Origin of the sequence: Streptomyces sp. NPDC006385 (assembly GCF_040612485.1) — a bacterium.
GTDB lineage: Bacteria > Actinomycetota > Actinomycetes > Streptomycetales > Streptomycetaceae > Streptomyces.
Window position 1 is genome coordinate 1 of the sequence record NZ_JBEXQG010000034.1, and the last position, 12,649, is coordinate 12,649.

The window sequence follows — 12,649 nt, forward strand, 5'->3', positions numbered from 1 at the left end:
CGAACGCCGGTGGCCGGTACGACGTACGACATGGGTGCGGCATCGCCTCCGAGCACACGCCGCGCCGTCTCACTACTGTCCATGCCCGGGGCAACGCCGAGGCCCGAGCCCTGGCGGGCGGTGAGCCAGCCCTCGGCGACCAGCTCCGCGTACGCGTCGGCCACGGTGTTGCGGGCCACCCCGAGGTCCGCGGCGAGCGAGCGGTACGGCGGCAACCGGGTGCCGGGCGCGAGCCGCCCACCGCGCACGGCCTCGCGCAGCGCACGGGCCAACGCGGCCCGCCGCCCGCCCGGCCCGGACCACTCCGAGAGGTCCAGATGCAGGTCGGCGCCGATCCGTTCCGCGGAATTGACCCACGATTTCGCCATGGAAATGCACCCTACAGTCGGTCTTTCCGGCTCGTAGCGTGAAGCCCATGACGACGAACACGACTGCCGCGCAGGGCACTTCCGCCATCGACTCGGCCATCGACTCCGCCACCGAGGCCGACATCGACTCACCCATCGAGGCCGCCGAGGCCGCCGAGGCCGCCGAGGCCGCGCGGACCTGCCTGGACCTCGCGAAATCCGCCCCGAAGGTCTTCCGCGCCATCGTCGGCTTCGACGCGGCCGCCCGCGAGGGCCTGGACCCCGCACTCGTCGAGCTGATCCAGATCCGCGTCTCGCACCTCAACCACTGTGCCTACTGCCTCCACATGCACACCAACGACGCCCGCAAGGCCGGCGAGAGCGAGGACCGGCTGCACATGGTCGCCGTCTGGCGCGAGGCCCGCCACTTCTTCACCGAGAGGGAACAGGCAGCCCTGGCCCTGACGGAAGCGGTGACCCTGGTGGCCGACGGCGGAGTCCCCGACGAGGTCTACGCCCGGGCCGCAGCCCACTTCGACGAGCAGGAACTGGCGCACGTACTGGCCCTGATCCTCACGATCAACACGTGGAACAGGGTGGCTCTGGCGACGGGGAAGGTGGCGGGGACGGACGAGCGGCGTTGACCCGCCTGTCTTGAGCCCTGGCGCCCCAGCGTCCGGCTCCGGCTCCTGCTCCGGCTCCTGCTCCGGCTCCGGCTCCGGCTCCTGCTCCACGGTGCCGGACCTACCGCGACCGGCGACCGGCGCTCTCACACCGTCATCGGGCGGTCGTACGGCGATATCGGCGCCGGCAACCGCGAACTCCCCGTGAGGTGACGGTCGACGGCCGCCGCCACCGCCCGCCCCTCCGCGATCGCCCACACGATCAGTGACTGCCCCCGGGCGGCATCCCCCGCGGCGAACACGCCGGGGGCGTTCGTGGCGAACCCCGCGTCCCGTGCGAGCGTGCCGCGCGGCTCCAGCTCCAGCCCCAGCTGGTCGATCAGCCCATCGCCCCGATCGGGCCCGGAGAAGCCGAGGGCGAGCAGCACGAGGTCGGCCGGCAGCGTCCGTCCGGTGCCGGGCAGCGGGCGGCGCCCCGCGTCCACTTCGACCAGGTGCAACGACCGCACGTGCCCATCGGCGTCACCGGTGAAGCGGAGCGTGGACGCCGCGAACAGCCGCGCGTCCGCGTCCGCCGCGGGCGCCGTCCGCAAGTCACGCGCCTCCTCGTGGGCCGCCGACAGACGGTAGAGCTTCGGGTACGTCGGCCAGGGCTCGGTGTCCTCGTCCCGCTCGGCGCCCGGCTGGGCGTAGATGTCCAACTGGGTCACGGACGCGGCACCCTCCCGCACAGCCGTGCCCAGACAGTCGGCCCCGGTGTCCCCGCCGCCGACGATGACGACATGCTTCCCGGCGGCGGACATCGGAGAACTCTCCAGGTCCCCCTCGCACACCCGGTTGGCCAGCGGCAGGTACTCCATCGCCTGATGAATGCCGCTCAACTCGCGCCCGGGAACGGCAAGTTCACGCCAGGCGGTGGCACCCGTCGCGATCACCACGGCGTCGTAGCGCGACCGCAGCTCGGCCGCCCCGATGTCCCGCCCGACCGCCGTCGACGTACGGAACTTGGTCCCCTCGGCCCGCATCTGCTCGATCCGCCGCTCCAGATGGTGCTTCTCCATCTTGAACTCGGGGATGCCGTACCGCATCAGCCCGCCGATCCGGTCGTCCTTCTCGTACACGGCGACCGTGTGCCCCGCCCGCGTCAGCTGCTGCGCCGCGGCGAGCCCGGTGGGCCCTGACCCGATCACCGCGACCGTGCGCCCGGACAGCCGGTCCGGCGGACGCGGCGGCGCGAAGCCCTCCTCCCAGGCGTGGTCGGCGATGGCACACTCGACGTTCTTGATCGTCACGGCCGGCTGGTTGATCGCCAGCACGCACCCCGCCTCGCACGGCGCGGGACACAACCGCCCGGTGAACTCCGGGAAGTTGTTCGTCGCGTGCAGCCGGTCGGCGGCCGCCCGCCAATCCTCCCGCGCCACCAGGTCGTTCCATTCGGGGATCAGATTGCCCAGCGGGCAGGCGTCGTGGCAGAACGGTATGCCGCAGTCCATGCAGCGGTCGGCCTGCTTGCTGATGATCGGCAGCAGCGCCCCCGGGACGTAGACCTCGTCCCAGTCCTTCACCCGCTCCTCGACGGGCCGACGCGGCCAGTCCTGGCGGGGGGTCTTCATGAAACCCTTGGGATCGGCCATGGCCGTCTTCCTCGCCTGCGCGTGCGCGTGTGACGTGCGCGTGTGACGTGCGCGTGTGACGTGCGTGTGACGTGCGTGTGACGTGTTGGAGCCGTGCGTCATCGAGCGGCACTCTTCCGGCAACGATACGTCCGACCCGCCACGTACGCAGAGTGGGCGGACAGCGCTTTCTCCGGGGCTTTCCGCGCGGATCCCCCTCCGCGACTCGCCCGGGGGGGGCACGTCAGGTGAGGGCCAGTGCGTACGACACCGTCGCGGCGGCCGAGGCCACCGTGCGGACGTGGTTCCACGCCGTCCACTCGCGCACGTAGGTCGGCCAGTAGGCGGCCGCCTCCGGAGTGCCCGCGTCGAGCTTGAGCAGCGCCTCATTGCGGGGCACGTTCGCGGCTATGGTCACCCCGAACGAGCCGAACAGATACAGCGCGCTGCCCAGCAGCAGCTCCACCGTCCCCTCGTCCGGCCACAGCACGAACGTCACCACGGCGATCACCGCACACAGCACCGCCGACCCGGTGAACACCAGCATGAACGCCGGCCTCAGCGCCGCCACGTTGATCGACTTCATCGCGGCGACGCCCTGCGCGGGCGGCAGCGCGGCGAGCCCGCGCATCACGAAGGTCGAGAAGGCACAGAAGGCCCCGGCCACGAGGCCCGTCCCGACCACCCCGATCACGATCAGTACGAAGTACGGTCCATCGATCATGTCAACGTCACCCCCGCATCTCGCCGAGATCCTTCCCGGCACCTACCGTCACCACAAGTGAAAACGCTGTACGAGATCGGTCACCATGGCCGATCGACGCGAGCCCATACGCGAGCGTCCAACGGGGCGAGGAGCGGCCTCGCGTAGTGACGGACGCGCCCTGTGCCGTGACGGACGGCCTCGTGCCCCGAAGGACGGCACGGTGTCGGTCGACCACGGCCAGTGCTGCCCGGCGGCGCTGCCGGTGCTGCCGGTGCTGCCGAAAGGTCTGCCCGGCGCCGTCGAGCAGGGCTGCGCCCCTCCGAACGTCCCACCCACCGATGCCGTCTCCCGCCCCGTCCCGCCCCGTCCCGCCCCGTCCCGCCCCCGGGCCACCGTCAGCCGACCTCCGCCACCTCCGCCCGCCACGCCCGCAACGTCGTCTCCACAGCCGCCGCGATCCGGCGCCGAGCCTCGGGTCGCGGCACCCCGCTCATCAACAGCTGGTCGTACGGCGTGTCCAGATGCCGTACGGACGCCACGACCGCCGATATCACCGCCCCCTCCGACAACGCCCGCCCCGCCGCGCTGCGCCCCACTCTCCCGCTGCCCCGCACGGACGCATGCGCGGCGATGTCCCGGGCCCGGTCCGCCGGACACCCCGGGAGCAGCCGTCGTATCTCCGCCGCGAACGCCTCCGCGAACCGCACGTCCTCCCGCGCCCGCCGCCGGGCATCCCGCACCCGGCGCCGACGCCGAGCCTCCGCGTCGGCGAGGCACCGCTGCTCGGCCCGGGCGAGCCCCGCCTCCTCGACCAGGACGCCCCGCCGCTCATAGCGGCCCCTGCGCCGGTTGAACCGCACGACCACCACCGACAGCGCGCTCTCCTCCCGCGACCGACGGGTCAACGCCGTGTCCCCGCGCGGCAGGAACACCAGATGCCCGAGGTCGGCACAGTCCAGACACCGCGGCGCACCGTCCTCCAGCACGAGCATCTGCAACGGCCCCGCATGGCACCCCGCGCAGTGCCGCCGCTTGAGCGGCTGGATGACGAGAAGGCCGGTGCGGCGTGGGGGAGTTGCGAGGTGCGCCATACGAGGTTCATCCCCTGGGGGAGCGGCCGGAGAACTACCTGGCCGGGGCAGGGCTTGCTCGAACGGGAAGGGGAAACGTGCTGGCCGGGAGCAAAGCACTGCCTGATCGGGCTCAGTGAACGGCTCGCCTGCCGTGAGCTGACCCGGTCTGGTCCGTGCGCCATCCCCGCGCCATCTCCGCACTCGTATACCGCCCCGCCCACAGCCCTGGAGCCGCCGGGCACCGAAGCCTCGCCGCCCGCGAGCGGCACCGGACCCCTCGCGACCGCGCCCTGTCGCATCATGGGCCGTGTGCGACTCGAAGCGATCACTTGGGACCGGCTCGGCGACCTGCTGGCGGAGCGGCTGCTCGACCTGAGGCCGGCCGACGGCAGCCCCTGGCCGCGCGTCGCTTTCGACGGCGCACCGGCGGCCCGCCCGGGAGAACTCGCCGAACGGGTCGGCGAGGCGCTGCGCATACGCGGCCGCCCCTCGCTCACCGTCGGCACGGAGGGCTTCCTGCGCCCCGCCTCGGTCCGCCTGGAGTACGGCCACCAGGACGTGGACGCCTACTACGACGGCTGGTTCGACACCGGCGCCCTGTGGCGCGAGGTCTTCGGCCCTCTCGAACCCGGCGGCGACGGTCGTGTCCTGCCCGATCTGTGGGACCCGGTCACCGACCGGGCCACCCGCAGCCCCTACGTCCAACTCCCGCCCGGCGGCTTCCTGTTGCTGCACGGCCCCCTCCTGTTGCGTCACTGGTTCCCCTTCGACCTGACCGTTCACGTCCTGCTCTCACCCGGTGCCCTGCGCCGCCGTACCCCCGAGGCGCAGCACTGGACCCTCCCCGCCTTCGCGCGCTACGAGCACGAGACCGACCCGGTCGGCACGGCCGACGTCCTGGTGCGTGCCGACGACCCGCGGCACCCGGCATGGAACGGGTGACCCACCGAAACGCTCGAACCGCGATCAAACGCGAGGCTGACACCGTGGTCTTCTCCTCCGTCGACGCTCGCCAGAAGGCGCGTGACCTCCGCCGCGGCCTCGCATCAGCGTCTCGGTCTACGACCTCGCCAACCCCTACAGCTCGGTAAGATCGTGCGCTTCTCGGCCCGATCGCCGCCTGCCGCAGGGGGCCTCACCGCTCGGTTCCGGGTGCATGTGCCGGGTGGCGCGGCGACAATGAAGGTCGCCGGGACTAGCGGTGCGTACCGCGCCGCGCCGGCCGTCCGGCACCGGGAGGTACTTCATGACCACTGCCGGAGACATCATGCACCGTGGCGCCCAGTGGATCCCGGCCCACGAGACCCTGGACCGCGCCGCCCAGCTGATGCGCGAGCTGGGCGTCGGAGCCCTGCCCATCAGCGACGAGAACGAACGGCTCTGCGGCATCCTCACCGACCGCGACATCGTCATCGGCTGCGTGGCCATGGGCCGCGACCCGAGCAAGGTCACCGCCGGCGAGATGGCTCAGGGCACCCCGCGCTGGATCGACGCGAACGCCGACATCAGCGACGTGCTCCGGGAGATGAAGGAGCACCAGATCCGCCGGCTTCCCGTCATCGACAACAAGCGCCTGGTCGGCATGATCAGCGAGGCCGATCTGGCCCGGAACCTGCCGGAGAGCGATGTCGCCCACTGGGCGGAGAGCGTCTACGCCAGGACTTCGGCGCCGACGACGCACTGACCCGAGGACCTGACTCCGACTCTCACTCTCACCTCTTGTGCCGTCCTTGTCCGTCCGTCCATTCGCCCGCCCGTCATTCGTCCGTCCCTCCGCCCAATCGTTCGGTGGACCGGTCGGCCCGTGCGGGCGGGGACGGGTGAGGGCGGGCCCGGAGTGGGACGGTGGTGAGCGTCAGAGCCATCTGTTGCGCCGGAAACCGCGGTACAGCACCACACACACCGTGGATATCACGGCTATGACCATCGGATAGCCGAACGTCCAGCGCAACTCCGGCATGTAGTCGAAGTTCATGCCGTACACCCCGCACACCATCGTCGGTACGGCGACGATCGCGGCCCAAGCGGTGATCTTCCGCATGTCCTCGTTCTGCGCGACGGTGACCTGGGCCAGATGCGCCTGCAGAATCGAGTTCAGCAGTTCGTCGAAGGCGAAGATCTGCTCCTTGGCCCTCAGCAGATGGTCGGAGACGTCCCGGAAGTACGCCTGTATCTCCGGCTCGACCACTCTGATGGGCCGTGTGGCCAGCTCCTCCAGCGGGCGGCTCAGCGGGACCACCGCCCGCTTCAGCTCGAGGAGTTCGCGCTTGAGCTGGTAGATCCGCCCGGGGTCGGCCCGCGCGCCGTTCTCCGCGAAGACGTCCGTCTCGACCTGGTCGATGTCCTCCTGCACCGAGTCGGTGACGCTCAGATACTGGTCGACCACATGATCCGCGATCGCGTGCAGCACCGCGGCCGGCCCTTTGGCGAGCTGCTCCGGGGCCGACTCCAACTCCTCGCGCAACGGACCCAGTGAACCGTGCCGCCCGTGCCGCACCGTGATCACGAAGTCCTGGCCGACGAACACCATGATCTCGCCGGTGTTCACGACTTCGCTCGTCGCCGTGAGTTCCTCGTGCTCGACGTAGCAGACCGTCTTGAACACCGCGAACAGCGTCTCGTCGTAGCGCTCCAGTTTCGGCCGCTGATGCGCCTCGATGGCGTCCTCGACCGCCAGCGGATGCAGGGCGAACAACTCGGCGATGCCCGCGAACTCCTGGTCCGTCGGCTCATGGAGACCGAGCCAGAGGAAGCCGTCCCCGCGCTTGCGTACCTTCTGCACGACGTCGACCAGATCGCCGCTCTCCGGGACCCGTACACCCTCCCGGTATCTCACGCAGTTCACCACCGAGGAGCCCAGTGGCGACCGGGCAGGATGGCTGAGGTCGACGCGGGGGCGACGTCGAGCCAGCCGAGCCACCTTGCGGAGGCCGCCGACCTTCCCAAGGCCCGTGACCTTCCGCAGATTCCCTGCCATGGACATCTGGATCTCCTTGCGTGGCTCCCTCGCGCCGCATCTCTGCGCCCTGGCCCGCCAGTTTGCCAGTTGGGGGTGAGCGACGGGTAAGCCTGTGGGAACAGTGCATTCCGCTTTGTTCCCGCCTGTGGACGAAGGCGGCGATGAGCGGGGTGCGGGGTGCGGGATCCGGGTGCGGGGCACATGGAGCGGGAGTGGGAGAGGTGTGGCGGAGAACGGGGAGTTCGGAATTCGAGACCGTGCCGCCGAGCGTCGACCACTCCCGACAAGCCGGACAACTGGGATGATCTCGCCATGATGCGAACCGACGGGTATCTCCTCGACAACCGGCATTCCGCGGCGGGCGAGCAGGGCGACGCCGTGGGCCCCCTCTTCGACCCCACGACGTTCAGGCACCTCGAAGGGTTGGGCATCGGACCCGGCTGGCGCTGCTGGGAGGTGGGTGCCGGCGGCACCTCGGTGGTCTCCTGGCTGGCCAAGAAGGTCGGACCGACCGGAAAGGTGATCGCGACCGACCTCGACACCTCACGACTCGACCCGGCAGCGCGCCCGCCGGTCGAGGTCCGCGTCCACGACGTCGGAGTCGAGGAGCCGCCGGGTGAGGGGTTCGACCTGGTGCACGCCCGACTGGTCCTCGCCCATGTCCCGGACCGCGAACGGGCGTTGCGGTCGATGATCGCGGCCCTGGCCCCCGGTGGCCGGCTCCTGGTCGAGGACGCCGACCTCGCCCTGCAACCCCTGCTCTGCCCCGACGAGCACGGCCTCGAACAGCAGCTTGCGAATCGTCTCCGCGACGGCGTCCGCACCCTCCTCGCCGACAACGGCTCCGACCTCTCCTTCGGCCGCAGACTCCCGCGTCTGCTCCGTGAGGCCGGACTGTGCCGGGTCTCGGCCGACGCGTACTTCCCGGTCGCCTCGCCCGCCTGCGCCGCGCTCGAGTCAGCCACCATCCGCGAGCTCCGCGACCAGCTCGTCGCCGCGGGCCTCGCCACAGACCCGGACATCGACCGCCACCTCACCAACGTCACCACCGGCGCCATGGACCTGGCCGTGGCGCCGATGATCTCGGCGTGGGGGCGTAAGCCGTAGGTGGGGGCACAGGGCCTGGGCGCCGGAGTTGCAGCCGACCCGCCGGGAATCGGCACACGGGGGACCGGAGCGGGCACTCACGGCGGATACGGCCACGCTGGCACGGACGGCTCGACGACGACCGGTCCGCGGCGGTCCGAGGCCCGGCTGCGGCTCGGCGACGCCGACTGCTGTGGGCGGCATGCTCGGCCGCGGCGTCTTGATGTCGCACGAGGCCCCGGTAGCCGAGCACCTGACCCTCGGCCACCGTTGTCGCCCCCGGCGAGGCGCCAGGTGCCGACTGCCGCGCGAGCGACCCCTCACGGCAGCCTCGGCGGCCTCCCACCCACCCGCTCCACCGCCAGCGCTCCCGCCCGGCACCCTTCCCGCGCCGCCTCTTCCTGCCCGGCGCCGGCCAGGAGGGCGGCGAGGAAGGCACCGGTGAAGGCGTCACCCGCTCCCGTCGTGTCCCTCGGTGCCGTGGGCACGGTGGGGACGCGGGCGCTCACGGCGCCTGAGCGGGCGATCAGTGCACCGTCCGCGCCCTGCTTCGCGACCACCAGCGGGACGTGACGGCTCAACTCGGCCGTCGCCTCCGCCACATCGGACAGCCCAGTGAGCAGACAGACCTCGTCGCGGCTCGGCAACAGGACGTCCACGCCCTCCACCAGCGCCAGGAAACGGTCGACGCCCAGTTCCACGAGGAACCCCGCCGACGCCGGATCCAGACTCACCGGCACTCCACGCGCGCGTGCCGAGGCGAGGGCCACCGACACAAGCGCCCGGCTCGGCGCGGAGAACAGCAGGTAGCCCGAGAGGTGCAGCCGGGCGACGCCGTCGAGCAGCGCGTCCGACCAGTCGTCGGGCTGGAGCCGCAGGGACGCGCCGCTGTCCGTGAGGAAGGTCCGCTCGGCGGCGGCGCCCGTGTCGACCAGGCAGATGACCGTCCCGGTCGCCGCCTGCGGATCCACGACGAGGCGGGGCCGTACGCCGCCCGCGGTCAGCTCCCGCTCGTGCCACGTGGCCGTGTCCGCGCCCACCCGTCCCAGCAACCGCACGTCCGCACAGCCCCAATGCGCGGCCCAGCAGGCCACATTGGCGCCCGCGCCGCCCGGCACCGTCCGGATGGCCGCGGCCGTGTCCGTCCCCGAGGCGAGCGGTCCTCGGTGCCGAGCTATGACGTCCGTCACCACGTCTCCGATGACCAGTAGTGCGTCGCCGTGGCCGCCGTTGACGTCCGGTCCGCTCCCTGAACCGTCGGACACAGTCCCGCTGCCCGGCGCAGGCGCTTGCGGCTCGTTCCCCGTTCCCCGTGCCTCCGCCCCGGTCACGTCCCGTTCACGCCCCGGCCCAGGCCGCCGCGATCCGCCCCGCCAGCCGTACGTTGCCGCGGACCGCCGCGAGATTGGCGCTCAGCGAGGCCCCGTCGGTGTGCCGTACCAGGTAGTCCAACAGGAACGGCGTGACCGCCTGACCGGTGATGCCCTGCTCCTCGCACGCGTGCAGCGCGTCGGCGAGCACGCGCGCGTGCAGGTCGGGATCCAGCTGCTCCGCCTCCGGCACCGGATTGGCGACGATCAGCGCCGACTCGGGTCCCTCGAGCGCATCCTGAGCACGCATCACCTCGGCCACCTCCTGCGGCGACTGAAGCGTCCAGTCCACCGGATGCCCGGAGTCGGACAGGTAGAAGCCGGGGAAGCGTCCCGTGCGGTAGCCGGCCACGGCGACCCCCAGCGTCTCCAGCCGTTGCAGGGTCGCCGGGACATCCAGGATCGACTTCACGCCGGCACACACCACCGTGATCCGCGTACGAGCCAGGAGACCCAGATCGGCCGACTCGTCCTGCGTCACCGTCCACTCCCGGTGCACGCCGCCGAGCCCGCCCGTCGCGAAGACCCGTACGCCCGCGAGAGCCGCCAGCAGAGCGGTCGCCGACACCGTGGTCGCCCCGCTCGCCTCCGAAGCCATCGCCAGCGGCAGATCGCGGTGCCCCAGCTTGCGGATCTCGTCCTCGTTCGCGATCCGCTCCAGTTGCTCCTTGTCCAGCCCGACATGGGGCCGTCCGTCCAGCACGGCGATCGTCGCGGGGACGGCGCCTTCCCGCCGTACGAGGTCCTCCAGTTCCAGCGCCACCTGCAGATTGCGCGGACGCGGCAACCCGTGCGCGATGATCGTGGACTCCAGGGCCACGACGGGTCGACGCGCGTTGATCGCCTCCCGCACCTCTTCGGACACCACCAGCACCACGCGCCTGCCTCCTGTCTGTCGGTCTTCCCTCATCTCTGGCGGGCGGCCCGCCCGGTCAAACCCTTGCGGCCTGTGGGGGAGGACACCAGCCTTGGAGGCATGACCGAGAACACGCCACGTCTCGACCACGTCGTCCTTCGGGTTCGCGACCCGGTCGCGTCGGCCGAGTTCTACGACAAGACCCTCGGAACGGCGCCCGTCAGGCTCGCCGAGTTCATCGCGGGCGGAGGCGCCGTTCCCCTCGATGCGCGTCAACGAGGAGACCATCCTCGACCCATGCCCATGGCCATGGCGGAGCGCATGAAGATGCTCCCCGGCGCCGCCCAGAGCGCGGGACACCCGGTCAATCACGTCTGCCTGTCCCTGCCGGAGGCCGACTTCCACGAGCTCCGCACCCACCTGGAGGAACAGGACGTCCCCGTCTCGGACTACTCGTACGACTCCTTCGGCGCCCGCGGCAAGGCCAGGCGGAGCTTCTACTTCCGGGACCCCGACGGCAACGTCTTCGAAGCGCGGTACTACGACTGAGGCGCGGCACTACGACTAAGCGTGCCCCAAATATGGAATCGGCACGCGGGACGGCCTGGGTGTGGCCTCAGTGGTCCATGGAGACGTCTCGCGCCCGGCGCCTGCCCCGCGTGAACAGCGCCAGCGCAGCCAACGGGAGCAGCAGGCACGCGGCGGTGAAATTCAGCCAGGCGTAGCTCGCCTGGGCGACGACCAGCCCGGCGACCGCCCCACCGATGCCCGCGCAGGCGTTCATGACGAGGTCCGACAGCCCCTGCGCGGCGGCCCGCGCGGGCTGCGGCACGGAGTCCGTGAGCAGCGCGGAACCGGAGACGAGCCCCGCCGACCAGCCGAGCCCCAGTACGAACAGCCCGACGGCCGTCTGGCCGTGGCTGCTGCCCGCCGTACCGGCGAGGAACACCGCGCACGCCAGCAGTCCCACCGCGAGCCCGATCCCGGACAGCCGCCCCAGCCGGTCCGTCAACCGCCCCATCAGCGGTGCGAACGCGTACATGCCGGCGATATGCCCGCTGATGACCAGGCCGATCAGATCGATGCCCGCGCCGTGGTGCGCGAGGTCGACCGGGGTCATCGACATCACCGAGACCATCGCCGTGTGCGCCACGGCAACCGTGACCACCGCGAGCCGGGCCCTCGGCGACGCGGCCACGGCGGCCAGCCCGGCACGCAGCGAACGGGCCGCGGGCGACTGGTCCTCGGCCGGTGCGAGCGCACGCGCCGTCAGCAGCGGGTCCGGCCGCAGCAGGACGGCCACCACGACCGCGGATATCAGGAAGATGCCCGCCGCCCACAGGAACGGACCCGCCGCCGCGGGTATCCCAAGGCCCGCGACGCTGCGGCCGGCGGGGGCGGCGATGTTCGGGCCGACGACCGCGCCGATGGTCGTCGCCCATACGACGAGCGAGATGGCCCTGGCCCGCCGCTCCGGCTCGGCCAGATCGGCGGCCGCGAACCGCGCCTGGAGGTTCGCCGACGAGGCGGCGCCGAACGCGGCCATTCCGCACAGCAGCAGCGGGAAGCTCCCGATGGCGGCCGCGATCACCGTGACACCGGCGCCCACGGCGCCGATGAGGTACGCGAGGACGAGCCCGGGACGCCGTCCCCGCGCGGTCATCAGCGCGGCCAGGGGCATCGACAGCACCGCCGTACCGGCGACGGTCGCGGTGGGCGCGAGCCCGGAGAGCGACTCGGTGCCGCTGACCTCGGTGGCGAGGACGGCCGCGAGCGCGATGCCGGTGGCGACGCCCAGTCCACCCAGGATCTGCGTCGTGACCAGTACGGCCGATATGCGGCGCCGCAGGGCCGGCAACCGGTCGGGCGGGACGGCGACGACCTGCCGCTCGACGGCGGTCACGACGCGTACCCGGACATGGGGCGCCTTGGAGCGGCCGCCACCGGGCCGGCCGCGTACAAGTGGGTGATAAATGTCGTCACAGGCGCAGTCTCCCCCTCGTCTCCCGCCCGCCC

General features: G+C 71.7%; 13 protein-coding genes. 5 read left to right on the forward strand and 8 right to left on the reverse strand.

Translation table 11 applies throughout. The annotated features are described in order from the left end of the window. Positions 1-368: winged helix-turn-helix domain-containing protein (locus ABZ078_RS24430; RefSeq protein WP_356578383.1), on the reverse strand; the 368-nt coding region annotated here is incomplete at its 3' end. Positions 369-415: 47 nt separating this feature from the next. On the opposite strand from ABZ078_RS24430, the gene ABZ078_RS24435 reads away from it, so the two are divergent. Beyond that, a complete protein-coding gene (locus ABZ078_RS24435) occupies positions 416-991 on the forward strand; it encodes a carboxymuconolactone decarboxylase family protein (protein WP_356578385.1) in 576 nt (191 codons plus the stop codon). Positions 992-1,116: 125 nt separating this feature from the next. Here ABZ078_RS24435 and ABZ078_RS24440 read toward each other — a convergent pair whose 3' ends face one another. From ABZ078_RS24440 to ABZ078_RS24450, 3 genes are all read right to left on the reverse strand, one after another. Next, positions 1,117-2,604, reverse strand: a complete 1,488-nt coding sequence (locus ABZ078_RS24440; protein WP_356578387.1) for a glutamate synthase subunit beta — start codon at positions 2,602-2,604, stop codon at positions 1,117-1,119. A gap of 223 nt (positions 2,605-2,827) precedes the next feature. Then, a complete protein-coding gene (locus ABZ078_RS24445) occupies positions 2,828-3,307 on the reverse strand; it encodes an anthrone oxygenase family protein (RefSeq protein ID WP_356578389.1) in 480 nt (159 codons plus the stop codon). Positions 3,308-3,684: 377 nt separating this feature from the next. Next, positions 3,685-4,380 carry a DUF2293 domain-containing protein gene (locus tag ABZ078_RS24450; RefSeq protein ID WP_356578391.1) on the reverse strand — a complete coding sequence of 232 codons (696 nt, stop codon included), beginning with the start codon at positions 4,378-4,380 and terminating at the stop codon, positions 3,685-3,687. A gap of 282 nt (positions 4,381-4,662) precedes the next feature. Between ABZ078_RS24450 and ABZ078_RS24455 the strand changes: the two genes are divergently transcribed. Both ABZ078_RS24455 and ABZ078_RS24460 read left to right on the forward strand, forming a co-directional pair. Continuing rightward, on the forward strand, positions 4,663-5,304 hold the full coding sequence (locus tag ABZ078_RS24455; protein WP_356578393.1) for a uridine kinase: 642 nt from the start codon (positions 4,663-4,665) through the stop codon (positions 5,302-5,304). 304 nt (positions 5,305-5,608) lie between these two features. Continuing rightward, positions 5,609-6,046, forward strand: a complete 438-nt coding sequence (locus ABZ078_RS24460) for a CBS domain-containing protein (RefSeq protein WP_356578394.1) — start codon at positions 5,609-5,611, stop codon at positions 6,044-6,046. A 171-nt stretch (positions 6,047-6,217) separates the two neighbouring features. On the opposite strand, the gene ABZ078_RS24465 is transcribed toward ABZ078_RS24460, so the two are convergent. Continuing rightward, entirely contained in the window at positions 6,218-7,345 is a 1,128-nt protein-coding gene (locus ABZ078_RS24465) for a magnesium and cobalt transport protein CorA (RefSeq protein WP_356578395.1), read from the reverse strand. Positions 7,346-7,633: 288 nt separating this feature from the next. On the opposite strand from ABZ078_RS24465, the gene ABZ078_RS24470 reads away from it, so the two are divergent. After that, positions 7,634-8,428, forward strand: a complete 795-nt coding sequence (locus tag ABZ078_RS24470; RefSeq protein ID WP_356578397.1) for a methyltransferase — start codon at positions 7,634-7,636, stop codon at positions 8,426-8,428. Positions 8,429-8,727: 299 nt separating this feature from the next. On the opposite strand, the gene ABZ078_RS24475 is transcribed toward ABZ078_RS24470, so the two are convergent. After that, positions 8,728-9,672, reverse strand: a complete 945-nt coding sequence (locus tag ABZ078_RS24475) for a sugar kinase (protein ID WP_356578399.1) — start codon at positions 9,670-9,672, stop codon at positions 8,728-8,730. A 73-nt stretch (positions 9,673-9,745) separates the two neighbouring features. Beyond that, positions 9,746-10,654 (reverse strand): pseudouridine-5'-phosphate glycosidase, encoded by a 909-nt coding sequence (locus ABZ078_RS24480; RefSeq protein ID WP_356578401.1) that lies wholly within the window; start codon positions 10,652-10,654, stop codon positions 9,746-9,748. Positions 10,655-10,753: 99 nt separating this feature from the next. Between ABZ078_RS24480 and ABZ078_RS24485 the strand changes: the two genes are divergently transcribed. Then, on the forward strand, positions 10,754-11,182 hold the full coding sequence (locus tag ABZ078_RS24485; RefSeq protein WP_356578403.1) for a VOC family protein: 429 nt from the start codon (positions 10,754-10,756) through the stop codon (positions 11,180-11,182). Positions 11,183-11,249: 67 nt separating this feature from the next. On the opposite strand, the gene ABZ078_RS24490 is transcribed toward ABZ078_RS24485, so the two are convergent. Continuing rightward, a complete protein-coding gene (locus ABZ078_RS24490; protein ID WP_356578405.1) occupies positions 11,250-12,536 on the reverse strand; it encodes an MFS transporter in 1,287 nt (428 codons plus the stop codon). Between the last annotated feature and the right edge of the window lie 113 nt (positions 12,537-12,649).